This window comes from uncultured Roseobacter sp., assembly GCF_947495025.1.
In the GTDB taxonomy this organism is placed as follows: Bacteria; Pseudomonadota; Alphaproteobacteria; order Rhodobacterales; family Rhodobacteraceae; genus Roseobacter.
Map to the genome: position 1 here is coordinate 165,894 of NZ_CANLXG010000003.1, position 23,693 is coordinate 189,586.

Below are 23,693 nucleotides of genomic sequence, written 5' to 3' on the forward strand. Positions count from 1 at the left end.
CGAAAAGGCGGCCGGATTATGAAATACTGTTAAAAGTGAAGCGATCTCGGACAGAGTGACGCATTTCACCTAGTGCACTGTTTTCATTTAGCTATATTGAATTCCAGGTCTTGAGGCGATCACATGGCTCAGGGCGTTTCTGCCCTCGTACCCGCCTGAGCGCAGCAAAATAAGGCAACACAGAGGCAGCGGGCCGAGCGTTGCCACAGAACCGCCCGACCAGCCACGGATAGTGTCCTGCGAAAGGGAGTATCATGAGTATTCACACGTTGTTTGACGATTCGGTGCTGGTGTCCTGTCCGCCTGCGGGTGCGGTTAACGTGCTTATAGGTGAGGCAATTGAGGGACCCGGGGGACGATGGATACCCTGCGCGTCCGCGATTGCTGATGGTGCCTTTGTGTCGTGCGTCTATGAGATCGGCCCAGGGCGGCGACAGGTCTGCTCTGCCGCACCGCCGACATATTGCGCTGACGAGGCTCTCGACCGCGCCGTGCACCTCGCCGAGACAGCTGCCGCCTGATCCGGTAAACAGATTGTGAACTGCCCCGGCAGTTCATGTTGACGCCAGGTTTCGTGTTCGTTTCGCTGGTAGGTGATTCATTCACTTTTTTCTGGCGCAGTTTTTTCGATCAGTCTGACCGCCATAAGGTATTACACCCTTTCAGATGATCAGACTGTTCAGCCAGCTTGCTGAACAGATTTGGAACTGTTTTCAACAGATCGACGCGGCCAGAAATTACCCTCATTCTCAAGCAGTTTATCCCGCAGATCGTCCTCACTCATTGGTTTGCCGAAATAAAATCCCTGCAGATAGTCGCTGCCCATGTCGCTCACAATCCGTGCGTGCTCTTCCGTTTCGACCCCTTCGGCGACCACCCGCATGCCAAGACTCTTCCCGATGCCAATGATAGACGCGACAAGGGGTCTTGCGCTGGCGTCGTCGACAACAAGCTGTATGAAGTGCCGATCGATTTTCAGGATCGCCGGCCTGATCTCCAGAAGGCCACGCACGGAAGCGTGCCCTGTGCCGAAGTCATCAAGCGCAATCGTCACACCCAGTTCGTCCAGTTCATCAATCGTCCAGCGCACCACGTCCCCCATCCGGTCAAGATATACTGACTCCAGAATTTCGACGGTCAGCCTGTCCGGGCTGATGCCCGAACTTTTGATGTCGTGGATGAAGGTCGGATCCGCCAGACGCGCAGCCGATACGTTGACAGCAACCCGCGGGAGGTCAACCCCGGCATCATCGAGACGCGACAACGCGCCGTGCAGGCTGGAAAAAATGTTTTCGTCGACCCGCTTTAGAATTCCCATGTTTGCCGCAGTATCCAGAAAGTGTACCGGGGCCAGGACGCCGCGCGTGGGATGGTTCCAGCGCACCAGCATTTCAGCACAGGCAATCCTGCCGGTCTGTGCATCAATCAACGGCTGAAAATATGGGATAAACTCCTGGCGTTCGCAGGCTACCAGAAGGTCAGAGGCCAGTTGTTTGGTCGCGATCGACTGCGCATGCATCTCTTCTGTAAAGAATGACCAGCGCCCCTTGCCCTGAGATTTCGCGTGATAAAGTGCTGCATCTGAATCTGCGACCACCTGCTCAGGGTCTTCCATATTCGTCTTGGCGATCGCCACCCCGACGCTGGCACTGCAGGCCGTCGATTTACCTTCACACGAAAAAGGGGCCTGCATCCGCTGAACGATCTCATCGGCGAGGCTGCTGATATTCAAAGCACTCTTTGCCAGCGGTTTCAGGATCACAAATTCGTCGCCACCGAGGCGCGCCACCAGATCTGAGTCGGTGGTCAGTTCCTTTAGCATGCTGGCCACAGAAACAAGCAACCTGTCCCCTGCGTCATGACCCAGCGTGTCGTTTACAAATTTGAAGCGGTCCAGATCAATATAGAGGACAGCAAACTCGGTCCCGTTTTTCTTCAGGTTCTCAATCCAGGTTTTCAGTTCAACTTCAAAATGCCGTCGGTTTGATAAACCCGTCAGCGCGTCTTCGTTTGCGTCCCTTGCCACCGACTTTGCGAGTTTGTGAAGCCGCGTATTTTCCTTTTCAAGTCTGTGAACTTTCGCCACAAGGCGTTCGTAACTTTCCTGATCGGTGACTGCAGGTCGCTCCGAACCCGATTGCCCCGATATTACGACCTGATCCTCCAGTTCAACGATGGAACAAAGCCACCAGTGATCACCGGTTTCCGCGTCAGACAGATGTGTCCATCTCATGCGCTGCCAGTAAACCTCTCCGTTCTTTCGGGTATTCAGGGTTCTTGTCGAGAAATTCTCCCAGTTCATCAGTTTTTCGATGATGAAGAGGTGAACTCCCTGCTCCACGTCCGGTCCGACAAGGATCGTGCCACGCTGGCCAACGGCTTCTGCTTCTGAATACCCCGTTATTCTGGAAAAGGCCCTGTTACACCACTGAACTTCCATGACTGCGCCGTCGTCGCCCGACGCCAGGGCGAGTACAAGGCCTTCCGCGGACTTGTCATTGATCTGATTGAATATCTGAGCAGGTATCACGGCCACGTTCTGCTTTGTTCTCGGGAAACATCGCATCCAAACAATTAAGAACGCTTAAGTCTGCACGACGCAAACTCGGCCTTTTATTGAAAAGTCGAATGATCTGTTCCGGGCCCCGACACAGGGTTGCGGTGGCAGTGGCGCACAAACCACAAACGCTCTGCGACCCGCCGCTAAAAGGGAACCTGCTGTACAGCCGCAGGCACTGAAAACACTTCGGAAACAACTGCGTAAGACCATTCAGGCGCATGGTTCGGCGGGTCAGAGAGCATTTTTGCCTATTGTCCGCCAGAGAGGTCATCGATACGCGCGCGACGTCAGGATGAAGGCTGCTGCTTCGGATGCGGTCGAGATATGTCGTTGAGAAAAGCGGCCAGAACCTGCGGAAAACTGCAGGTGGTTCAGCTCCGCCCTGTCCCGCGCATCGCCATGGATGACGATACCAGTCCGGAGCTTTCATCCAAACGCATGCGGACGAATTCTTCGAGTTTCTCAAAAGGCATCGGCCGGGCAAAGTAAAAACCCTGAAGCGTGTCGCAGCCAAGATTGCGCATGATCGCCGCATGACGGGCTGTTTCGACACCTTCTGCCGTCACCGAGATACCAAGGGCCTTGCCCATTTCTATCATATTCCGTGCAAGAGAGCGTGCTGTAGTGTCCGAATCCACCGGTTGCACAAGCATCCGGTCAAGCTTCATCACATGAGGCTTCAGATGTTTCAGACCGATGACCGACGCGTGGCCTGACCCGAAATCATCGACTTCAATCTGGAACCCCTCGCTGCGAAGATGATTGATACGACCAACGAAGTTCTGGTCCTGCTCCTCGACAAGAACACTCTCCAGAATTTCAAGGGCAACGATGGTGTCACCGGTTTCGTGTCGTTTGACGATATCCTCGATCCTGGTGTTAACTATCTGATGTACATCCATATTAAAGGATATCTTCGGTACGAAGTAACCAGCTGCGTTCAGGCGTGCGATCCGGGACAGACCGAATTCAAACACCTGGCGGTCAATGTCGGGCGTGAACCGCAACTGTTCTGCAACCCGCAGAAACTGTGCAGGCGGCAGCAGACCGCGCGTCGGATGAATCCAGCGCACCAGCGCCTCAACGCCCACCAGAACATCGGTGCGCGCATCGAACTGAGGTTGGAAGAACGCCTCAAACTCGCCATTGCGAATCCCGAGTTCTATTTCGGCAGACAACATCCGCTTTTCATTTACGACACTATGGAGCTGCGGCGTATAAAGCGTCGCGGTGTTCCGCCCGTGCTCTTTTGCCGAATAAAGCGCTGAATCAGCGCCTTTCAGCAGATCTGAGTTCCCCAGCAGACCGTCCATTGCAGATGCAATCCCAAAGCTCGCTCCAACCCGGCAGGTCTTGCCTTCAAAGTTCATCTCCTGCCGGATTTTTACCAGCAGGCTGTCCGTCATCCGCCGGGCGGTGTCCGAACCACCACCTACCTCAAGCAGGATGACAAACTCGTCTCCCCCGATGCGCGCGGCTACATCGCCGGGCCGGATACCCTGCCTCAGGATTTCACCAACATTCTGCAATACGTAATCCCCGGCTGCATGACCGAGAGTGTCATTCACGTTCTTGAAGTGGTCGAGATCCACCCTGATCAGAGTACGGGGGGGATGAGCGTCGGTCACCTCCGCTTCCAGAATGCCATCAAGACACCGACGGTTAGGCAACCCCGTCAGCGCATCATGCAAAGACTGTTTCTCGGTCGCGGCCTTCGCCTGAGCCAGCTTTTCCTGCGCTTCCTTTGTGGCTGTGATGTCTGTCGAGATGGATGCAAACCGCAGGCCGGTTGCCGCAGTCGCCTCAAGCGGCGAAATCCCAAGGCTGATCCAGTAAGGCCGCCCGTCTCTGTGGTAGTTGACGAGTTCGGTCTGTACCGGTTGTCTGTTCTGAATGGCTCTCCGCACCTGTGCAACGGCCTGAGGGTCCGTTTCAGGCCCGTGCAGAAACTGCCCCGGCTTCATGCCAACCACTTCTTCGCGCGCATATCCCGATATTTTGCTGAAAGCATTATTGGCCCAGATGATTTTTTGATCACCGTCGGTGACAAAAATGCTCTCATTTGCCATTTCCGCGATCTGGGCCAGCTCTCCCAGTTCCCGCTGTTTCTGCGCCAGTACCTCACGGGACTTTTCCAGTTCTTCGTGGGGACGAACGATCGCTCTCATGCCCGAGGCTGCCATCATGCTGAAAGGCAGAACCAGCGCCAGCATCGCCACCCCGATTGCTGTGACAACAAGGTTCATGCCAAGGCTTGCCAGCGTTTTCTGATCAGTATCCACAATCAGATGGAAATCCCCGCTGGGCATACGCGTTGACACAATCGAGCCGCCACGCCCGAACCAGTCCGCCCAGCGCTCCATCTGAAACGTGGTCACAATGACCGTTGCAGGCTGACCGTCAGTGGCGGTCAGAATATGCTCCAGATCGACAGTTTTTTCAAAAACAAGAAGACCTTCGACGAGACCAAGCGAGCTGACCGGAACAGAAATCAGAAAATGCGCCATGTGCTGACCACGTCCTGGGCGATACGATATCCGCGGCTGTGCCGGAGACCGTCCGCTGACCAGATCTGCAATCCCTTCCACGGCCTCAACCGGGAGAAAAGGTGAATTGTTCTGCTGATCCAGAACCGACAGTGTCACCCGCCCGCGGAAATCAATCAGACGGACATTCTGCGCATTCTGAAGCGTCAGCATCACGCTCCTGGCTTTGGCGGAACCTGTTTCGTGCCCGGTCAGAAAGTCGACAATATCCGGGGACCGGGCAAGGAATTCACCTTCGTCCACCATACTGTCCAGAATGGATGCGATGACGTTTGCTTTGGTTTCGAGGTGCGCACGTTTTGCCTCAAGCTGCATCTGTTTCAAGGTCGGTGCCGAGGCAAACCATACCGCTCCTGCCATGCAGACGATCGACAGAATATATCCAAAGAGCGTCAGCTTGAGAAAGCGGCTCATAAAGTTGATGCGCTGCATGGATGCTATCCCTGCGCAGACACTGACGGGCACACAAAAGGGCATGCCCGGCCGGTCGCCGGAACCCGGTGAGAGAGATCCGGGCAAAGTCTGACAATGGCCTGTCGCTCTCGCGCAAACTCAGGGTTCGTCAAAAAGAAACACCGGCCCACGCCAGACATCCACATCTCCTCTGCCCGTGCGAAGATGTCTCTGAAGGTTTGAGGAACAGTTTAAACCGGGCGGCACTCCCCGGTTCCGAAAGGGAATTTCGTTTAAAATACAGATAAAAGCCCACCATTTCCGGCCATAAACCGGGCAGATATCAGAAGCTTTCCTTCTGATCAGACAGCGCGCGCAGGAACCAGCGCTGGAAGATGATGACAAGCAGCAGTGGTGGCAGAATGGTGAGCACGACCAGCGCCATGCCCGGGCCGCTTTCCTGACCGATCAGGCGGATGCCGCGCACAAGCGTGTAATGGCTTTCGTCGGTACTGATCAGCAGTGGCCACAGATACTGGTTCCAGCCGATCATGAATGAGACAACAAAAATCGCGCCGCCCCTTTCGCGTGACAGTGGAAGGATGAAGTCGGAAAAGAAACGCCAGGGGCCGGCACCGTCCAGACGCGCAGCTTCCAGGTATTCACCTGGAAAGCTCAGAAACAGCTGCCGGAAGAAAAGTGTGCCCACAGCAACCATGACCGCCGGCAGAATCATACCGGTATACGTATTGATCAGACCCAGCGCCGAGGTCACCTGAAACGTCGTGATGAACCGGCTCTCCAGTGGCAGCAGAAGAGTCGCCAGTGTGATCCAGAGAAATGCACCAGCCAGCCGCAACCGAAACCAGACAAGTCCGTAAGCTGCCAGCAGCGACAGAAGCGTTGTGGCCCCGGCAATTCCCGATGCAACAATCAGCGAATTGCGCAGCATGTCCGCAGCGGTGATCTGATCCGTGAACCCCGCCTGCAGGGTCAGAACAGTTCTGAAATTCTCAGGACCGTGACGGCCGGGCCAGAATTTCAGTCCCTCGGTTACCAGGTCTGAGGTGGGTTGGGTTGATGACGACATCATCAGCAACACCGGCCCAACAAGAAAGACGATCCCGGCCAGGAGGATCGCATGCGTGCAGACACGGCGTAAGGCGGGCCGGGTCACAGGTCTGATGGTTGAGCTGCCGGACGCCTGCAGAACTTCACAGCCTGCGGGGCCACGCTCATTTCAGGCGCTCACCCGTATCCGCACGGAATACAAAGCTTTCATCGGGATTAAACCCGAGCGTCAGCCGGTCATCCATATCGGGCAGCAGCTCCTGCCCCGCTTTCAGACAGATTTCCTGCGACTCGCCGGTATCGGAATGTGCACCCGCGAGAGATCCGTAGATCAGGTTCTCGCCGCCGTGTTGTTCCACCAGATCCACACTGACGGGAAACTGCCCGTCGTCCCGCAGCGACAGGACATCCGGACGCACCCCCAGCACAAGCGGTGCATCCGTCGGTAACCGACTGTATCCGGCAAGCTTTATATCGCCATTTACAAGATGCGTGCCGTCAAATGTCACCGGGATCAGGTTGATCTGGGGCGCGCCGATAAACGACGCAACAAAGAGTGTGCGCGGATTGGAATAAAGCTCCATCGGCGCACCCATCTGCTCCACCTGGCCCTCGTTGATCACCGCCAGACGGTCGGCAAGTGTCATGGCCTCTGTCTGGTCGTGGGTCACATAGATAGAGGTCACATTCATGCTTCGCTGGAGCTTTTTGATCTCGATCCGCATCTGCACGCGCAGCTTTGCGTCAAGATTGGACAGCGGCTCATCAAACAGGAAAACCTGCGGGTTGCGGACAATCGCGCGCCCCATGGCCACACGCTGGCGCTGACCACCCGACAGCTGGTTGGGCTGGCGGTCCAGAAACTGGTCGATCTTCAGCATTTTGGCCGCATCAACAATGCGCCGCTCGATCTCGTCAGCAGGCATTTTGCGGTTTTTCAGTCCGTAGGACATGTTCCCCCGCACAGTCATATGCGGGTAAAGCGCGTAGTTCTGGAACACCATCGCAACGTCACGCTGGGACGGCGACACATCATTGATCACCCTGTCCCCGATGGAAATCTCGCCCGACGTGACCGATTCAAGCCCGGCGACCATCCGCAGCAACGTAGATTTGCCACAGCCTGACGGCCCCACGAATACGATCAGTTCTCCGTCCGCGATCTGCATGTCCACGCCAAAGATAGCCTCGGCACCGTTAGGGTACGTTTTGCGGACCTGTCTGAGTTCAACCTGAGCCATTACTTCTCACTCTCCACGAGGCCCTTCACGAACCATTTCTGAAATATCAGCACGACCAGAACCGGCGGCAGGGTCGCCAGAATGGTCAGCGCAAAAGCTTTCTGGAACTGGGGCAGTTCGCCGCCTTCGTTCAGCACCTGATAGATCTGCTTGATGCCGATCACCAAGGTGTAATTGTCTTCCTGTGTCGTCATGATCAGGGGCCACAGATACTGGTTCCAGCCGACGACGAACATGATGATCAGGATCGCCGCGATCATCGTTTTGCTGATCGGTACAAGGATGTCTTTGAAGAACCCCCAGGCCGAGGCGCCGTCGAGGCGGGCGGCCTCCAGCAATTCATCCGGCACGGATTTGAAAAACTGCCGGAAAAAGAATGTGCCCGTTGCCGAGGCAATCAGCGGCACAATCAGTCCGGTGTGCGTATCCAGCAGCCCCATGTTGGCCACCACCTCATAAGACGGAATGATCCGCACCTCGAGCGGCAGCAGAAGGGTCATGAAGATGATCCAGAAAAGCGGCACGCCCAGCCGGAACCGGAAATAAACGATCGCATAGGCGGCCAGCATCGAGATGACAACCTTGCCGATGGCAAAGCCAATTCCGAGGATCATCGAGTTCTTGAGCATGGTCACAGCAGTGACCTTCTTCATCACGCCGCCTTCGACAAAAAGCACCTCGTTGTAGGTCTCGAAGAAATGGCCACCGGGCCAGAACTGCAGACCCTCGCGCAGGATCGTCTCGGGCGCGTGGGTCGAGGTGGCAAAGGCGACCCAGACCGGCAGCGTCATGAAGATCGCACCGATGATCAGGATGATATGTGTAGAGATCGAAGGCCGTTCCATCAGTAATGCACCTTCTTCTCAATGAAGCGGAACTGGATGACCGTCAGCAGCAGAACCATGATCATGAGAACCACCGACTGCGCCGATGAACCGCCGATATCTGCACCGCGGAAACCGTCCTGAAACACCTTGAACACCAGCGTCGTGGTGGCACCACCCGGAGCACCCTGCGTGGTGGTATCGATGATCCCGAAGGTCTCAAAAAAGGCGTAGGTGATGTTAATCACCATCAGGAAGAATGTGGTGGGCGCAAGAAGCGGAAACGTTATGGTCCAGAAGCGCCGGAAGGAGCTGTCACAATCCATGGTTGCAGCCTCCTGAACGGATTTCGGGATGCCCTGCAGTCCGGACAGGAAGAAAATGAAGTTCACACTGACCTGTTTCCAGACAGAGATCAGGATGACAACAAAGCTCGCGTCAACCGGATCCAGTTTGTGGTCGAAATCGAAACCGATGGCATTCATGCCCTGGTACAGATCCCCGATCAGCGGATTAAACATCAGGTTGCCCATGAGCCCCGCCACCGGCGGCGCGATTGCATAGGCCCACATCAGCAGCGTTTTGTAGGTGCTCGCACCGTGGATAACCTCATTGGCTTTGACCGCCAGCAGCAGCGCGATTGACAGTGACAGGAAGGTCACCAGTGACGAGAAAATGATGGTGAACCACGCGGCCTGCAGCCACGAAGGGTTGAAAATTGTGTCTGAGTAGTTGCGGAACCAGACAAACTGCGAGGACAGCCCAAAGGCGTCTTCAAGCAGGAAAGACTGGTAAATCGCCTGGGCTGCGGGCCACAGAAAAAAAATCACGATGATGATGATCTGTGGTGCAATGAACAGGTACGGAACAGCGCTGTGCTCGAACTGGACGCGCTTCATGTATTGTGACCCCCCCGGCCGGTCGAAAAGGAGCCGGCGGAGATCTTCCCCCGCCGGCCATTCTTTTAGTTGTACGTTGCGTTGAAACGCTCAAGCAGATCATTTGCTTCGGATTCGATCGCCGCAAAGGCCTCATCGACCGTCGCTTCACCCGAGAAGATGTCCTCGTAGTGCTTGTACATCACATCGCGGATCTGCACGTAGAAACCGAGCCGATAGCCCTTGGTCCACTCACCGCCGGGCTGCGTCAGCTGAAGAATGCCCACTTCGGCATCCGGTGTGGATTCGTAGTAACCATCCGCCTTGGCAACGTCATACGCCGCATTTGTGATCGGCACATAGCCGGTTTCTTTGTGCCAGAAGTACTGCACATCCGGGCTGGACAGGAAGCTCAGGAAATCTGCGGTTGCAGCGTTCTGCTCGGCACTCTTGCCGGCCATCGCAAAGAGAGCGGCGCCACCAATAAAGGTACCCTTGGGTTCTTCGATGATGGACTCCCAGTATGGCAGATATGCCGTGCCGAATTCGAAGTCAGCGCTGGCTTTCAGACCACCGAATGATCCAGAAGACCCAAGCCACATGGCCGTTTTCTTCTGAACAAAGGCGTCCTGGTTGTCGCCCCAGCCGCGGCCATAAAAGCCGTAATAGCCTGCGTCCAGCCATTCTTTGACTTTTGTCCAGTGCATCTTCATTTCCGGGTTGTTGTACAGAATTTTCACATCTGTGCTGTCATACCCGTTGTTGCCCGTCGCCATCTGAAGGTTGTGACGGCTGTGGAAGTTCTCCGAGAAAATCCAGGGGCTGTGGCTCTGTGCAAGCGCCTGATAGCCGGCTTCTTTCAGCTTGGGCGCCATCGCTTCGAACTCTTCCCAGGTGCTGGGCGGCGCGTCGATGCCCACTTCGGCAAAGATGTCTTTGTTGTAATACAGCAGCGGCGTGGAGGAATTGAACGGCATGCCGATCATCTTGCCATCGCTGTCAGCATAGAAATAGCGCACGCCCTCGATGAAATCACCGCTGTCAAAACCGCCCGCGTGTTCAGCCATGAGGTCAGCCACCGGAACAGTCGCGCCTTTTGCGTTGATGATGGTCGCCGCGCCGGCGTCAAAAATCTGGATCAGATCAGGCTGCTGCTTGGCACGGAACGCAGCGATACCTGCCGTCATCGTGTCCTCGTAGCCGCCCTTGTATGTCGGAACCAGGACATAGTCGCTCTGGCTGGCATTGTACTTCTCGGCAATTTCTTCAACCACTTCACCAAGCCGTCCACCCATTGCATGCCAGAACTGAATTTCAGTCTGCGCAATTGCGGATGTGGCAAAAGTAGCAAAGCCTGCCGCGAGCAGGGTTGTAAGTTTCATTGGGATCTCCCTTTCAATGGAACAGCTTATTTGCGTTTTTGTTTTTACGGGAAGGTCAGTGACAACTGCATGACAACTCAGCAGTTTATCTCCCCCCTGGCTATACCATCAGTTCTTCAACTCTCGGTGTCAAGTTTCGCGATGGCACCCTTTGAGGTTTCAGTCGGACGACTTACCAAGCCGGAAGCGGCATATATCCTTCCAGGCGGATGCAGGCACCGATACCGAAGATCGGGAAACGACGACTGCGCCGATCGATATCGTCCGGTCGAGGTAAAGCTCGCTCAGACGGCGCTGTTCTGCAGTTTTTCCGGCCCCGTTGGGCATACCATAAGCGACACTGATATGGGGCTGCCATGGCCTTGTTCCGGGCACTGCCAGCTTTCTGATCAGCTTTTCGCGGGCGGCCAGGACGCTGTCGGGAACCGAAAGGCAAAGAAAAAGAGACATGAAGTATGAAGGGCCGGTTGCGACTGCAGAGACTTTTGCCGGGAAAGGCTCCTGATTGCTGAAAATCTCCTGGCACAGCGCAGCGGTGCATAACGGCGCACCCTTCAGGTCACCGGCAACCGTGACATGAGGGCTGAAGGGCGGCTGACCGGCGGCGCGCGCCAGCGCCGCGGTTTCTGTTGCGAGCTCTGCCTGCATTTCCCCATCTGGCATGAGCCAGACAGAATGTTCGTAATGTTGCTCACCCGTCATGCGGATGAAATACCGGATAAGCCGAGCTGCGCCAAACAAAACCGGGAAGTCGGGCAGCGCCGTCCGGCACGCCGCCTTGGAAACGCCGCGCAGATCGGGATGAACGAGACGGCTCAAGTGTCAGGATTGCTTTCAGGCATGCAGGGCAGACAACGGGCTGGTCCGGAAACGCGTCTCAGAATTCCTCCCAGCCCGTACCGCCGTAGGTTCCATCGGCCTGCTCATCGTCAAATCCGCCGGGCGACACTTCGCGCTGTACCGGTGAGGGCGCCGCTGCAGCCGCGCGCTGAGCCGGGCGCACAGGCGACTGCCCTTCAGGGATCGTGAAACGCGCTGTGGACTGTTTCAGTTCTTTTGCCTCCTGTGCCAGCAGATGGCTGGACGCCGTTACTTCTTCAAACGCCGCTGCCTGTTTCTGGGTGTTGCCGTCAATCTGCGACACCGCCGCGTTAATCTCGTTGATACCCGAAGACTGCTCGGAGATGGCAGTCGTCACCTCGTCCACACTTTCGGAAATACTGACAACACGCGCGGAGATGTCTTCCAGCGACGTCTTCGCACTGGCAACATTTTCGACACCTTCCGAAACGGCGGCGTCACTCTGTGCAATGACCTCACCGATCTCCCGGGCGGCGTCACTCGCACGCTGGGCCAGTTGCCGTACTTCGGATGCGACCACCGAAAACCCACGTCCGGCCTCGCCTGCCCGGGCAGCTTCGACACCGGCGTTAAGCGCCAGCAGGTTGATCTGGAAAGCGATGTCGTTGATGACAGCTGTAACTCGCGCAATTTCTCTGGATCCGTCGGCGATCCGGTCCATGGACGCTGCGGCCTCACCGGCAATCTTTTCGCTGGTTTCCGCAGTGTCACGAGCCTCCCGGGCGTTTGTGCTCACTTCGGAAATGTTGCCACTCACATGTCTGATGCTCGCAGACAGCTGCTCCAGTGCGGCTGACGTCTCCTCGACCGATGCGGCATTCTGTTCCGCCTGTCGCGACAGTAGATCGGCAGTCTGCTGCAGTTCACCAGAGGATTCGGCAAGCGTACTGCCACTTGAAGAAATATCACCGATCAGCGTGTTCAGAGACGTGATCATGTCATTCACGTTAGTCTGAAGCTCAGCAAAGGAGCCTTTGAACTCGCCCTCGAGTCGCTGAGACAGATCACCTCTGGCAACTTTTTCCAGAACGCCCCCCGTCCGGCTCAGACCATCATCCACGGCTTCCATGAGCTTGTTGATGTTTTCGGCAAGCTCGATCAGGATTTCATCATCAAAGTCCGCATCCACGCGGTTTATGAAGCGCCCGTCGATCGCATCATGCACGACTTCACCAAAGGAGCTGCCCAGTTTGCGCATCATCTCTTCACGCTCCTCGGCAGCCGCCCGGTCTGCTTCCTCGCGCTCACGCATCATCTCGGCTTCGCGTTTGGCCGCGGCCTGTTTCTCTTCGTTGATACGCGCCATCTCAGCGCTTGCCGCTTTCTGTTCCTCGTTCATCTTCTCCATTTTCAGAGCATTCTGGCGGAATACCTCGGTGGCGCGGGCCAGTTCACCGATTTCATCACCGCGCTCTGTTTCAGGCACTTCAGCGTCAAGCTCTCCATTGGCAACGGCCGAAACCGATGCGGTCAGCCTCTGAACCGGACGCGACACCGTCCTTGAAAAGAATACGGACAAAACCAGTGTCATCGCAAAAATCGTAAGCGCCATGGCCGCGCCAACATACTTTGCGCGATACGCAGCGGCGTAGAGGTCGTCATAGTCCTGCTGCACCATGGAAACCAGGCGTGTGCCATTGAACTCAAACCCGCCGTAATAACCGGCCACCCGCTGACCGTCACGGCCAGTCGCCTCAAAAAGGCCCGAACCGCCTTCGAGGCCGCTGGTCACTGCATCATTGTCGACGATTGTCGTGAGCAGTTCGTTTTCTTCGGTCAGGGGGGAATCGGTTCGCATCAGGCGGTCTTCGCCCACGATGAAACCATCCGCTGTCCTGCCAAGGCCGTCCAGTTCACCGGCTGCGCGGTTCACAAGCCCGACCGGCATCTGATAGGCCAGAACGCCCAGCCGCGTGCCCTGTTCGTTAAAGACCGGACGCGCGATGAAGGCAGCCGGCGCGAATGCGCTCGGTTCATAAGGCTGAAAGTCCACGAAAACCGAGTCGGCATCTGCAGTGGCCTCCATGGCGCCACGGAACGCCTGGGCCAGCCCGGAATCCTTCCAGGCGCCGCTGTTCAGATTGGTCGCAAAATCATTTTCCTTGAAAACGCTGTAAACAAGGTTCCCCTCCGGACCGATCAGGAAGACGTCGTAATATGCCATCTCATCCTGCAGACGGTCGAACGTCGGATGGTAAATTGCGTGGATAAAGCCATAGCTGGACCCGGTATCTGCCTTGACCAGTTTGTCTTTTTCACCCGTCGGGAATTCATTTTCAGTGATGTAGACCCGCCGCAGCACCTCTTCGGGATTTTCCAGAGAGGAATACCCGTCTGTCAGTGCAATCAACGCCTGAGATGTGGTTGGCTCGAGTGTCTGAAGGCGCAGATCACGGTCAATGTCATCGAGGAGGTTCTGAATTCGTTTCTGCTTGAGAATACCAATGGACTGAAGCTTTTCAGAGGCACCAGCCCGTATGACGGACTGCGTGGACAAGACATTCGCGACCCCCATGACAATGACTGTGATGCCGACAAGCACAGTCATAAAAACAGGCAGGCGTTTTGCGATGGTGACGTCTTTCAGTATTTTCTGCACAGGAAACCCCCGGAAACTCAGTCTGAGCATCAATCCGGTGGCCGGTCTTCTGAACGATCAGAACACGGTCCGGATTGCGCAATTCTTCTCCGGGTAGCAGCCGTTTCTTATCAAAAAGTGAAACGCTTCCGCGCATTCAGTCCGAAATAACGACAATCAGAGCTAACTTCCCGCAGCCGCCGGACTCAGTTTATCGGGAACTGCGCAAGGCAGGTCTCTGCGTAGCGCTCAAAATCCCGCAGCGTCTCAAGCGTGTCACGACGGTCGCGGACCACGGCCAGAGCAGCTTTCTTCTGTGCCCATGTCCCGGTGACATGCCGTTCCAGGATCAGCACCGTGATGCCCAGCATCACGTCCTTTTCCGCTTCGCCCATCCGCCCGGTGTCCGACAGAGCAATCGCAGTCAGTGCAAGCGTGTTGGCACACCGCAGGGCCGCCGCCTCGCTTCCGCTGTACGTTTTCTGCGCCCAGCCCGGCCCGGCGACTGCGGGCAACCACAGCAGGGCCGCCAGAATACGGATGTTCAAAACACTTTGAACGTCATGGTCGTCAGGGACCGCTCAATCCCACTGATATCCAGCAGCTGATCGTTGATGTATTTGCCCACATCAGCATCAGCCGGGATATAGAGTTTCATCAGCAGGTCATAATCGCCGCTGGTAGAGTAGAGTTCCGAATGGATCTCGCGCAGCGCAATCTCTTCGGCCACCGTATAGGTCGTGCCCGGTTTGCAGCGGATCTGGATAAACACACAGGTGGACATAAACACTCTCCAAAGCGGATGCTGACCGCCTCAGGCTGACACATAGGGCACGCCCGCCGCAATCCCCAAGTTAACACCTTGGCGCAGAACGGCAGCCTGTTATAAGGGCGCGGAATTCAGTCCCTCCGGAGCCCGGACATGCGCAGCCAGACCATTACCCGCACAACGGCAGAAACCGATATTCAGGTCACCGTCGATCTGGACGGTACAGGCGTTTATGACAATCAGACAGGCGTTGGCTTTTTTGACCACATGCTCGACCAGTTGTCGCGTCACGCGCTGATCGACATGACGGTCCGCGCCACCGGCGACCTGCACATCGATGACCACCACACGGTCGAGGATACCGGTATCGCGCTGGGACAGGCGCTGGCGGCGGCATTGGGCGACAAGCGCGGCATCGTCCGCTATGGCGCCTGTCTGCTGCCGATGGATGACGCACTGGTGCGCGCGGCACTTGATCTGTCGGCCCGGCCGTTTCTGGTGTGGAATGTCGATTTCCCGACGGCAAAGATCGGCAGTTTCGACACCGAACTGGTGCGCGAGTTTTTCCAGGCCTTTGCCACCCACGGCGGCATCACCCTGCACGTCGACATGCTGCACGGGCTGAACAGTCACCACATCGCCGAGGCCGCCTTCAAAGCGGTTGCGCGTGCGCTTCGTGACGCGCTGGAAACCGATCCGCGCAAGGCAGACGCAATCCCCTCAACCAAGGGCGCGCTCTGAAGTGCTGACGGCCATTATCGACTATGAGAGCGGCAATCTGCATTCGGCGCTGAAGGCGTTCGAACGGATGGCAGGTGAAACCGGTGCGGGCGAGGTTGTCGTGACGGGTGACGCCGATGTTGTGGCCCGCGCCGACCGCGTTGTGCTGCCCGGTGACGGGGCGTTCCCGGCCTGCATGCAGGCGCTGAGCGGCCATTCGGGCCTGTGCGGGGCCATGAAAGAGGCCGTTGTTGTCCATGGGCGCCCGTTCATGGGCATCTGTGTTGGCATGCAGCTTATGGCCACGCGTGGGCTGGAATATCGCGAAACGCCCGGTCTGGGCTGGATCGGCGGTGATGTGACCCGGATCAGACCGGATCAGACGGGGCTGAAGGTGCCGCATATGGGCTGGAACGACCTGGTGCTGGACGCGCGCCATCCGGTGTTCGATGGCATCACCACGGGGGATCACGCCTATTTCGTGCACAGCTATCACATGCAGGTCACCGACCCTGCCCAGCGCCTCGCACATGTGGACTATGGCGGCGATGTCACCGCTGTCATCGGTCGCGACAACATGATCGGCCTGCAGTTTCACCCCGAAAAAAGCCAGGCCGCCGGTCTGCGTATGATCGCGAACTTTCTCAGCTGGCGGCCCTGATCCGGTTCGGCGGAGATTTTCGCCCGCAACCCTGAGCGCAGGCTGCCGCCTGGCTCAGGAACGAACGGTCTGCCACGCCAAAGGGTAGTTTCTCCGGTTCATCGGACAGGCTACGTGCTACCCGGAAGCCATACGGGGTCTGCACCGCGCGTCTGTTGTCTGACCTCACAAACTGGCTTAGTCAGAGTGCGGGTATAAGGACAAAGCAGATGCCGAAAAACAGCTGGAAGATTGACGTCATACCGGGCGACGGGATCGGGAAAGAGACCACACCGGAAGGCGTTCGTGTTCTGGAAGCCGCCTCAAAACGGTTCGGTCTGGGGTTTGACTTTCAGGATCACGACTTCGCCTCCGCGGACTACTATACGAGGCACGGGCAAATGCTGCCCGATGACTGGAAAAAACAGTTAAGCGGCAGTGATGCGCTGTTTTTCGGAGCCGTTGGATGGCCTGAGGTTGTGCCGGATCATGTCTCGCTCTGGGGATCGCTCATTCAGTTCCGGCGGGAATTCGATCAGTATGTCAGCCTGCGCCCTGCCCGCGCCATGCCCGGCGTTCCGCTGCCACTGGCGGGACGCGCGCCCGGCGACATCGACATGATGATCGTGCGCGAGAATACCGAAGGTGAGTATTCCTCAATCGGGGGCCGGATGTTTCCCGGCACGGATCGTGAAATTGTTCTGCAGGAAACCGTCATGAGCCGGGTCGGCGTTGACCGTATTCTGAAGTATGCCTTTGATCTGGCGGAAAAGCGCGGCAGGCATCTGACATCTGCTACCAAATCCAACGGGATCTCGATCACGATGCCCTACTGGGATGAACGCGTCGCGGAGATGGCGACAAATTATCCCGACATCAGGGTCGATAAGTACCACATCGATATTCTGACGGCGCAGTTTGTGCTGCATCCGGACTGGTTCGATGTCGTCGTGGCGTCCAACCTGTTTGGCGACATCCTGTCCGACCTTGGCCCTGCCTGCACCGGCACTATCGGCATTGCACCTTCCGGCAACATCAATCCGGAGGGGACGTTCCCGTCCCTTTTCGAGCCGGTCCATGGCTCTGCGCCTGATATCGCGGGACAGGGTATTGCCAACCCCGTTGGGCAGATCTGGGCGGCGGCAATGATGCTGGAACATCTGGGGGCACAGGAGGCCAGCAACTCGATTATCGCGGCCATTGAACGGGTTTTGTCAGAAGAGGACCTGCGCACCCCGGATCTTGGCGGCCCAGCCGACACCAGGACATGTGGCGCGGCCATTGCGGACGCGGTGCTGGAAGGCTCATAGGTGGTCGCCTCGGCTTTCCTTGAGGGCTTTGACGTCCAGAGGGTCCGTCTGCCGGATCTCACCGTCAATTACGCCATTGCGGGGACGGGAGCGCCGGTTTTACTGCTGCACGGCCATCCACAGACCCATGTGGCCTGGCGCAGGGTTGCCCCGCGCCTGGTGAACGCCGGCTATCAGGTCATAGCCCCCGATCTCAGGGGCTATGGCGACAGCGACAAGCCAGCAAGTGACCCGTCGCACTTTCCATATTCCAAAAGGGTCATGGCGGCCGACCAGATCAACCTGATGAAACATATGGGTCACGAGACGTTTTCGGTTGTCGGCCATGATCGTGGTGGACGGGTAGCGCATCGCCTTGCGCTCGATTTTCCGGATGCGGTCGACCGGCTGGTGGTCCTCGATATTGCGCCCACGCTCACTATGTACGGGCAAACCAATCAGGAATTCGCAACGCGTTACTTCTGGTGGTTTTTCCTGATCCAGCCGGATGGGCTGCCTGAGAAAATGATTGCCTCAGACCCGGAGTATTTCCTGCGCCGACATATCGCGGGCCAGGTGAAGATCGAAGGTTCAGTAGACGAAGTTACGATTGCCGAATACCTGCGCAGCTACCGCGATCCGGGCACGCTGCATGCGATTTGCGAAGACTACAGGGCGTCAGCGGGCATTGATCTGGAGCACGACCGCGAGGATCAGACCCGTCGCGTCACGGCACCCCTGCTGGCTGTTTGGGGTGAGCAGAGCGTCGTCGGCGCGCTCTATGACGTGAAGGCGACCTGGCAGGAAAAGGCAACCGACGTGTCGGGTGTCGCTCTGCCCTGTGGCCATGCAATCCCCGAAGAAGCACCGGCAGAACTGACCGGGCATATTCTTGGGTTTCTGGCGGACTGAGGCATCACCACGTCCACCACCATTCCTGTTGCGAACAGCACGGGCTCTGATGTCCTGTACAGCGGCTGTTTCACCATGGCCTGAGCGCAGACCGGCGCGGCAGATCATGCCGGGCCAGGTCGTTGCCAGCCGCCCGGAGGCAATGGTTTACTTCACCCGCGACCATGTCTGTTTGGAGCAGATCAGACCACCGGCAACGCAGCCACGCAGCTTGATGCTGTCACCGTTCAGCGCGATCTTGCCCAGATAAATCTTATCATTGCTGGGCCGCCAGACCTGCCCCTCGTATTTACCGGTTCCCGCCGGCGCCATGTCGATCACAAGGGTTTTGCCCAGGTTGGGTGATTTGTACTCTCCCCCGTCCTTGAAAGTCCGCGCGATTGTGCCGCAGAAATTTGCACCGCAGGGGGCGATGTCGATATGTGCAAAGGCACCCTCGTCCGCTTCGGTCTGCCATGTGCCTTCCAGCGGATCGGCGGCTGCCATTCCGGCCGTGGCGGCAAGAGCGGTTAGTATTGTTGTCAGTCTTTTCATGTCGGTCCTCCCAGAGCCCTGGCGCACCCTGACAAAGCGCAGGAAGCGGGCAAGCATGTCGTTACGTCGCGGATCAGGCTGACCTTACGTCGCGTTGCATTTCTCCCGCAGCTCGTGCATGTACCGGCCTGCGTACACCTGCGTGATACAGACGTCGCCGTGGCGCATTGCTGACAGGACACCGACGATGATTCTCTACCCCGCCATTGACCTCAAGGACGGCCAGGCCGTGCGTCTTGTGCACGGCGACATGGAACAGGCAACCGTCTTCAGCGACGACCCGGCAGCTCAGGCCCGGAGCTTTGTCGGGGCGGGCTGTGAATGGCTGCACCTCGTGGATCTGAACGGTGCTTTTGCGGGCACGCCCGTCAACGCCGCCCCGGTCGAGGCGATCCTGAAATCCTGCAGCGTTCCCGCACAGTTAGGCGGCGGCATCCGCGATATGGCCACCATAGAGACCTGGCTGGACAAGGGGCTCGCGCGGGTGATCCTGGGAACTGTGGCCGTGGAAAACCCGGACCTTGTGCGGCAGGCCGCGCGCGCCTTTCCGGGACAGGTCGCGGTGGGCATAGATGCGCGAAACGGCTTTGTTGCCACCAAAGGCTGGGCCAAGGAAACCGATGTGCGGGTTACGGAGCTCGCACAATCGTTTGAGGACGCTGGCGTGGCTGCGATCATCTATACCGATATTCTGCGCGACGGGGCGATGGGCGGCCCGAACATTGCCGCCACGGCCGACCTTGCGCGCGCAGTGTCGATCCCGGTAATTGCCTCCGGTGGCGTATCATCACTGGATGACCTGCTTGCATTACGCGACTGTGGAGCGCCCCTGAACGGCGCGATTTCAGGACGCGCGCTTTATGACGGCGCAATCGACCTGCGACAGGCGCTCGCAGCGCTCAGGGACTGATATTCAATGACCCACACCTCTGTTCAGAAAACCGGTCTGCCCGCACAGAGCCTTCTGCATACCCGTTTCCAAGTCGGCGACTTTCTGGATTGTTACCGGGTTGCCTCGACCCTGCCGCCGCGCGAAGCGGCAGGGATCATTGTGGATTTTCCCGGCTGGGCCCGCTGGCTTGTCGCCTTGCGCAACCTGATTACCGCGCCTTTCGGTCTGATGGCAGACGGACCTGACAGCGCGGACAAACTGGGACTGTTCCCGGTAGAGCTCGAAACCGACAGCGAAGTCATTGCGGGCTTCAACGACCGCCACCTTGATTTCCGTGTCAGTGTTCTGAGTACCGGAGGGCATGTTCACCTCGCCACCTGGGTTCACCCCAACAAAATCGGTGGCCGGCTCTATCTTGCAGCGATCATGCCTTTCCATATTATGATCGCCAGAAACGCACTGGCGCGTGTCGCGGGCCACACCGCGCCCCCGCCGGATGGCCTGGCTGAGAAGTAATCACCATGCTCAAAACCCGCATCATTCCCTGCCTTGATGTCGCCGAGGGCCGCGTCGTCAAAGGCGTCAATTTCGTCAATCTGCGTGACGCAGGAGACCCGGTTGATGCCGCCATCGCCTATGATGCGGCCGGCGCGGATGAACTGTGCTTTCTGGACATTACGGCGACCCACGAAAACCGCGGCACCATGTTTGACGTGGTCACACGCACGGCAGAACACTGCTATATTCCGCTAACAGTAGGTGGTGGCGTGCGCACCCCCGCTGATGTGCGTGCGCTGCTGCTCGCGGGCGCGGACAAAGTCTCGTTCAATTCAGCTGCTGTCGCAAACCCGGACGTCGTCGCGCAGGCCGCAGATCAGTTCGGAAGTCAGTGCATTGTCGTCGCCATTGATGCCAAAACCGTCAGCCCCGGAAAGTGGGAAATCTTCACCCATGGCGGGCGCAAACCGACAGGGATCGACGCGGTGGAATTTGCCCGCACGGTCGAGGCAAAGGGCGCGGGGGAAATCCTGCTGACCAGTATGGACCGTGACGGCACACGCGCCGGCTTCAACCTGCCGCTGACACGCGCGATATCAGATGCAGTCAGCGTGCCGGTCATTGCGTCGGGTGGTGTGGGGACACTGGACCATCTGGTTGAAGGCGTGACGGAAGGTGGCGCTTCTGCGGTGCTGGCTGCCTCCATCTTTCACTTTGGCGACTATACTATTGCTGAAGCCAAGGCGCATATGGCCGCCGCCGGCATTCCCATGAGGCTGACATGACCCTGCAGGACCTGTTTGAGACGATAGAAGCGCGCAGGTCTGCTGACCCGGAAAGCTCATGGACGGCACAGCTGCTGGCAAAGGGCCCGGAGAAATGCGCGGAGAAATTCGGAGAAGAGGCCGTTGAGGCGATCATCGAAGCGGTAAAGGGCGACAGAGACGCCCTGACCTCAGAAGCGGCGGATGTGCTCTACCACCTGATGGTGATGCTTGCGGCCCGGGATGTGACGCTGGATGCGGTTCTTGCTGAACTTGCAGCACGCCAGAAACAATCGGGGCTGGAGGAAAAAGCGACACGCGGCTGACCTCAGAGTTTTGAGGAAATCACACCAGTCGCAAAACCGCCCATGCGCAACTCGCCGAAAAGGCGCTGGTACTCGATTTTCGGGCACCTGTTCATCACCACGTCGACACCCCGTGCGCGCGCCGCAGCCGCGGCTTCTTCGTGTTCAACCCCGATCTGCATCCAGATGGTCTCGAGCGCAGGAAAAGTTTTGAGCGCCTCGTCAACAATCGGGGGAACGGCATCGGAGCGACGGAAAATATCAACCATATCGACCGGTTCGGTTATGTCAGAAAGGCTGGCAACGACCGGCTGGCCAAACAGCTGTTCGCCGGTATGCATCGGATTGACGGGCAGCACAGTGTAACCTTTGAGGCCCAGATAGCGGGCCACGTAGTAGCTCGGTCGCACGGGGTTCATCGACACACCGACAACGGCAATCCGCCGCGTGCGTTGCAGGATGTCTCTGAGATCTCGGTCTGTCCATGTCATACCGGCACCCTAGCCTGCTGCCGGCAGGATAAAAAGAGCGCCCGGAGCCAGAAGGCCACGGGCGCTGCAAGGTACGGAACGAGGGACAGTAACGCAATCGATCGGCGTTCCGGGCCAACCAATTCACAGAATACTTAGGGGCCTTTCGGCGCCTGCCCAGACCCTCTCTCAATTCTGTGAACGAAGCGTTAAATTAATCGACGGAATTCAGTCGAAAATATCCTCAACCACGTCAACAATCTCTTCCAGAGCGTAGCGCAGGAAACTTTTGCGCCGCTTGCGTGGTTTTGGCCGGCGATAGTCAGACCGGTACTCGGGCGGCGGCATCTGTTTTTTGCGTTGCGACCCGGACGAACGCTGTTCCGGGCCTGGATCTGAGGCAGAAACAGGCATCCTTTTGAGGTCGTGCAACGGCGCACCACACCCTGAACAGGTCAGCTCATGCCGGACTTTGTCCAGGCGCAGCGCCGCCCGCGCGCCGCAGTAACAACAGGTTGCGATCTTCGGGTGCATGCCCGTCTCCCTCATTCGGTCCCGCGCGGACCACGACTTGCATATAAGGCTATCGCCGCCGCATTCGACACGTTCAGCGAACCGAAACCACCTGCCGCGTCAATCCGCACCAGGTGGTCGACTGTCTCTCGTGTTTTTTCACGCAGCCCGGGCCCTTCAGCGCCGAGAACCAGCGCCACCGGTCTGTCCGTGCGCCCCGACACAGCGCTTTCAATGGTCAGCTCCGCCTCACCATCAAGACCCAGGGTCACATATCCCATGTCCTGCAGCGCACGGATCGCATCCGCGAGGTTGCGTACCCGAAGATAGGGCTGGCGTTCCAGCGCACCGCTGGCGGTTTTTGCCAGAGCACCGGTTTCGGGGGCCGAGTGATGCCGCGTTCCGATCACCGCGGACGCGCCCAGCACCTCGGCAGAGCGCAGAATTGCCCCGACGTTGTGCGGATCTGTGACACGGTCCAGCAGGATAACGCGCGGCGCCTCGTCGCCGATACAGACGTCTTCAAGACGCCCCCACTCCAGCGGTTTCACCTCAAGTGCCGCGCCCTGGTGCACAGACCCGGGATCAAGCGGTACGCTGAACCTGCGCGGCTCGACCACTTCAGGTGTCATCCCGCTTTGGGCAATTGCGTCAGCCAGTTTCAGCTCAGCATTCGGTGTCACAACCAGACGCTCGCGCACCCGCGCAGGGTTCATGAGAGCATCCCGCACGGCATGCAGTCCGAAGAGCCAGACCGTCTCGCGCGACCGGGCCCTTTTGTCCTGTTCTTTCTGAACGACCCACTTCGGTTTTTTCATTCGATGGCCCTGCCTGACTGCGGCGGCGAAAAGGTTCGCATTTCGTCTTGACGCCTGTAGGGTCCGCTTGTAATCACGCGCCACTGTCGATGCAATGCATGGGCAGAGTGGGCGACAGGCCGCAAGGTGTGGCAGGGGACTGTAACTCCCTCGCGGAGACGCACGCCTGGTTCGATTCCAGGGTCGCCCACCACTTTCAGCACATCTGAAACTGCAGTAGCCGCATCGTTCTGCC

At 57.8% G+C, this 23,693-nt stretch carries 24 protein-coding genes and 1 tRNA gene; 10 read left to right on the forward strand and 15 right to left on the reverse strand.

Annotated features, from left to right (window positions below):
- Positions 1-254 precede the first annotated feature (254 nt).
- On the forward strand, positions 255-521 hold the full coding sequence (locus Q0792_RS14970; protein ID WP_298842436.1) for a hypothetical protein: 267 nt from the start codon (positions 255-257) through the stop codon (positions 519-521).
- 158 nt (positions 522-679) lie between these two features.
- Here the strand turns inward: Q0792_RS14970 and Q0792_RS14975 are convergent, their stop codons facing one another.
- The 11 genes from Q0792_RS14975 to Q0792_RS15025 all read right to left on the reverse strand — a co-directional run bounded on the left by Q0792_RS14975 (position 680) and on the right by Q0792_RS15025 (position 15,118).
- Positions 680-2,536, reverse strand: coding sequence for an EAL domain-containing protein (locus Q0792_RS14975; RefSeq protein ID WP_298842441.1), 1,857 nt, complete (start codon positions 2,534-2,536; stop codon positions 680-682).
- Positions 2,537-2,931: 395 nt separating this feature from the next.
- Positions 2,932-5,538 carry an EAL domain-containing protein gene (locus Q0792_RS14980; protein WP_298842445.1) on the reverse strand — a complete coding sequence of 869 codons (2,607 nt, stop codon included), beginning with the start codon at positions 5,536-5,538 and terminating at the stop codon, positions 2,932-2,934.
- A gap of 304 nt (positions 5,539-5,842) precedes the next feature.
- On the reverse strand, positions 5,843-6,592 hold the full coding sequence (locus Q0792_RS14985; protein ID WP_298842449.1) for a carbohydrate ABC transporter permease: 750 nt from the start codon (positions 6,590-6,592) through the stop codon (positions 5,843-5,845).
- Between the two features lie 142 nt (positions 6,593-6,734).
- Positions 6,735-7,811 (reverse strand): sn-glycerol-3-phosphate ABC transporter ATP-binding protein UgpC, encoded by a 1,077-nt coding sequence (gene ugpC, locus Q0792_RS14990; RefSeq protein ID WP_298842452.1) that lies wholly within the window; start codon positions 7,809-7,811, stop codon positions 6,735-6,737.
- On the reverse strand, positions 7,811-8,656 hold the full coding sequence (locus Q0792_RS14995; protein ID WP_298842455.1) for an ABC transporter permease subunit: 846 nt from the start codon (positions 8,654-8,656) through the stop codon (positions 7,811-7,813). The genes ugpC and Q0792_RS14995 overlap by 1 nt, the downstream gene beginning before the upstream one ends.
- Entirely contained in the window at positions 8,656-9,534 is an 879-nt protein-coding gene (locus tag Q0792_RS15000) for an ABC transporter permease subunit (protein ID WP_298842458.1), read from the reverse strand. Before Q0792_RS15000 ends, Q0792_RS14995 begins: the two co-directional genes overlap by 1 nt.
- Positions 9,535-9,599: 65 nt before the next feature.
- Positions 9,600-10,895 carry an extracellular solute-binding protein gene (locus Q0792_RS15005; protein WP_298842461.1) on the reverse strand — a complete coding sequence of 432 codons (1,296 nt, stop codon included), beginning with the start codon at positions 10,893-10,895 and terminating at the stop codon, positions 9,600-9,602.
- A gap of 159 nt (positions 10,896-11,054) precedes the next feature.
- Positions 11,055-11,714 carry a hypothetical protein gene (locus Q0792_RS15010; RefSeq protein ID WP_298842464.1) on the reverse strand — a complete coding sequence of 220 codons (660 nt, stop codon included), beginning with the start codon at positions 11,712-11,714 and terminating at the stop codon, positions 11,055-11,057.
- A gap of 58 nt (positions 11,715-11,772) precedes the next feature.
- On the reverse strand, positions 11,773-14,355 hold the full coding sequence (locus Q0792_RS15015; RefSeq protein WP_298842467.1) for a methyl-accepting chemotaxis protein: 2,583 nt from the start codon (positions 14,353-14,355) through the stop codon (positions 11,773-11,775).
- A gap of 185 nt (positions 14,356-14,540) precedes the next feature.
- Complete coding sequence (locus Q0792_RS15020) at positions 14,541-14,882, reverse strand: hypothetical protein (RefSeq protein ID WP_298842470.1); 342 nt, start codon at positions 14,880-14,882, stop codon at positions 14,541-14,543.
- Entirely contained in the window at positions 14,879-15,118 is a 240-nt protein-coding gene (locus tag Q0792_RS15025; RefSeq protein ID WP_298842473.1) for an Lrp/AsnC ligand binding domain-containing protein, read from the reverse strand. The genes Q0792_RS15020 and Q0792_RS15025 overlap by 4 nt, the downstream gene beginning before the upstream one ends.
- Before the next feature lie 138 nt (positions 15,119-15,256).
- On the opposite strand from Q0792_RS15025, the gene hisB reads away from it, so the two are divergent.
- The 4 genes from hisB to Q0792_RS15045 all read left to right on the forward strand — a co-directional run bounded on the left by hisB (position 15,257) and on the right by Q0792_RS15045 (position 18,664).
- The gene (gene hisB / locus Q0792_RS15030; RefSeq protein WP_298842476.1) at positions 15,257-15,844 is read left to right on the forward strand and encodes an imidazoleglycerol-phosphate dehydratase HisB; all 588 of its coding nucleotides are present in this window, start codon (positions 15,257-15,259) and stop codon (positions 15,842-15,844) included.
- 1 nt (position 15,845) lies between these two features.
- On the forward strand, positions 15,846-16,484 hold the full coding sequence (gene hisH, locus Q0792_RS15035; protein ID WP_298842479.1) for an imidazole glycerol phosphate synthase subunit HisH: 639 nt from the start codon (positions 15,846-15,848) through the stop codon (positions 16,482-16,484).
- A gap of 209 nt (positions 16,485-16,693) precedes the next feature.
- Positions 16,694-17,773: a tartrate dehydrogenase gene (locus Q0792_RS15040; RefSeq protein WP_298842482.1), complete on the forward strand. Its 1,080-nt coding sequence runs from the start codon at positions 16,694-16,696 to the stop codon at positions 17,771-17,773.
- Positions 17,774-18,664, forward strand: a complete 891-nt coding sequence (locus Q0792_RS15045; RefSeq protein WP_298842484.1) for an alpha/beta hydrolase — start codon at positions 17,774-17,776, stop codon at positions 18,662-18,664. It begins immediately after the preceding gene.
- Positions 18,665-18,811: 147 nt separating this feature from the next.
- Here Q0792_RS15045 and Q0792_RS15050 read toward each other — a convergent pair whose 3' ends face one another.
- Positions 18,812-19,198 carry a DUF2147 domain-containing protein gene (locus Q0792_RS15050; protein ID WP_298842487.1) on the reverse strand — a complete coding sequence of 129 codons (387 nt, stop codon included), beginning with the start codon at positions 19,196-19,198 and terminating at the stop codon, positions 18,812-18,814.
- A 187-nt stretch (positions 19,199-19,385) separates the two neighbouring features.
- On the opposite strand from Q0792_RS15050, the gene hisA reads away from it, so the two are divergent.
- From hisA to Q0792_RS15070, 4 genes are read left to right on the forward strand one after another with little or no spacing between them, the layout of a single operon-like run.
- Positions 19,386-20,108, forward strand: coding sequence for a 1-(5-phosphoribosyl)-5-[(5-phosphoribosylamino)methylideneamino]imidazole-4-carboxamide isomerase (gene hisA, locus Q0792_RS15055; protein WP_298842489.1), 723 nt, complete (start codon positions 19,386-19,388; stop codon positions 20,106-20,108).
- A gap of 6 nt (positions 20,109-20,114) precedes the next feature.
- Positions 20,115-20,606, forward strand: coding sequence for a DUF2867 domain-containing protein (locus Q0792_RS15060; protein WP_298842491.1), 492 nt, complete (start codon positions 20,115-20,117; stop codon positions 20,604-20,606).
- A gap of 5 nt (positions 20,607-20,611) precedes the next feature.
- Positions 20,612-21,373 (forward strand): imidazole glycerol phosphate synthase subunit HisF, encoded by a 762-nt coding sequence (gene hisF, locus Q0792_RS15065; RefSeq protein ID WP_298842493.1) that lies wholly within the window; start codon positions 20,612-20,614, stop codon positions 21,371-21,373.
- The gene (locus Q0792_RS15070) at positions 21,370-21,678 is read left to right on the forward strand and encodes a phosphoribosyl-ATP diphosphatase (RefSeq protein ID WP_298842496.1); all 309 of its coding nucleotides are present in this window, start codon (positions 21,370-21,372) and stop codon (positions 21,676-21,678) included. Before hisF ends, Q0792_RS15070 begins: the two co-directional genes overlap by 4 nt.
- Before the next feature lie 2 nt (positions 21,679-21,680).
- Here Q0792_RS15070 and Q0792_RS15075 read toward each other — a convergent pair whose 3' ends face one another.
- From Q0792_RS15075 to rlmB, 3 genes are all read right to left on the reverse strand, one after another.
- Positions 21,681-22,148: a CoA-binding protein gene (locus tag Q0792_RS15075; RefSeq protein ID WP_298842499.1), complete on the reverse strand. Its 468-nt coding sequence runs from the start codon at positions 22,146-22,148 to the stop codon at positions 21,681-21,683.
- 207 nt (positions 22,149-22,355) lie between these two features.
- Positions 22,356-22,661: a hypothetical protein gene (locus Q0792_RS15080; protein ID WP_298842503.1), complete on the reverse strand. Its 306-nt coding sequence runs from the start codon at positions 22,659-22,661 to the stop codon at positions 22,356-22,358.
- A gap of 11 nt (positions 22,662-22,672) precedes the next feature.
- A complete protein-coding gene (rlmB, locus tag Q0792_RS15085; protein WP_298842506.1) occupies positions 22,673-23,458 on the reverse strand; it encodes a 23S rRNA (guanosine(2251)-2'-O)-methyltransferase RlmB in 786 nt (261 codons plus the stop codon).
- A gap of 109 nt (positions 23,459-23,567) precedes the next feature.
- On the opposite strand from rlmB, the gene Q0792_RS15090 reads away from it, so the two are divergent.
- Positions 23,568-23,651 (forward strand) — tRNA-Tyr (locus Q0792_RS15090).
- Positions 23,652-23,693 lie beyond the last annotated feature (42 nt).

Coding starts and splice junctions, on each gene's coding strand:
- Q0792_RS15000 (WP_298842458.1), bottom strand. CDS start 9,534: ATGAAGCGCGTCCAGTTCGAGCACAGCGCTGTTCCGTACCTGTTCATT.
- Q0792_RS15025 (WP_298842473.1), bottom strand. CDS start 15,118: ATGTCCACCTGTGTGTTTATCCAGATCCGCTGCAAACCGGGCACGACC.
- rlmB (WP_298842506.1), bottom strand. CDS start 23,458: ATGAAAAAACCGAAGTGGGTCGTTCAGAAAGAACAGGACAAAAGGGCC.
- hisB (WP_298842476.1), top strand. CDS start 15,257: ATGCGCAGCCAGACCATTACCCGCACAACGGCAGAAACCGATATTCAG.
- Q0792_RS14980 (WP_298842445.1), bottom strand. CDS start 5,538: ATGCAGCGCATCAACTTTATGAGCCGCTTTCTCAAGCTGACGCTCTTT.
- Q0792_RS15060 (WP_298842491.1), top strand. CDS start 20,115: ATGACCCACACCTCTGTTCAGAAAACCGGTCTGCCCGCACAGAGCCTT.
- hisA (WP_298842489.1), top strand. CDS start 19,386: ATGATTCTCTACCCCGCCATTGACCTCAAGGACGGCCAGGCCGTGCGT.
- Q0792_RS14985 (WP_298842449.1), bottom strand. CDS start 6,592: ATGATGTCGTCATCAACCCAACCCACCTCAGACCTGGTAACCGAGGGA.
- Q0792_RS15075 (WP_298842499.1), bottom strand. CDS start 22,148: ATGACATGGACAGACCGAGATCTCAGAGACATCCTGCAACGCACGCGG.
- Q0792_RS14995 (WP_298842455.1), bottom strand. CDS start 8,656: ATGGAACGGCCTTCGATCTCTACACATATCATCCTGATCATCGGTGCG.
- Q0792_RS14970 (WP_298842436.1), top strand. CDS start 255: ATGAGTATTCACACGTTGTTTGACGATTCGGTGCTGGTGTCCTGTCCG.
- hisF (WP_298842493.1), top strand. CDS start 20,612: ATGCTCAAAACCCGCATCATTCCCTGCCTTGATGTCGCCGAGGGCCGC.
- Q0792_RS15005 (WP_298842461.1), bottom strand. CDS start 10,895: ATGAAACTTACAACCCTGCTCGCGGCAGGCTTTGCTACTTTTGCCACA.
- ugpC (WP_298842452.1), bottom strand. CDS start 7,811: ATGGCTCAGGTTGAACTCAGACAGGTCCGCAAAACGTACCCTAACGGT.
- Q0792_RS15040 (WP_298842482.1), top strand. CDS start 16,694: ATGCCGAAAAACAGCTGGAAGATTGACGTCATACCGGGCGACGGGATC.
- Q0792_RS15070 (WP_298842496.1), top strand. CDS start 21,370: ATGACCCTGCAGGACCTGTTTGAGACGATAGAAGCGCGCAGGTCTGCT.
- Q0792_RS15050 (WP_298842487.1), bottom strand. CDS start 19,198: ATGAAAAGACTGACAACAATACTAACCGCTCTTGCCGCCACGGCCGGA.
- Q0792_RS15080 (WP_298842503.1), bottom strand. CDS start 22,661: ATGCACCCGAAGATCGCAACCTGTTGTTACTGCGGCGCGCGGGCGGCG.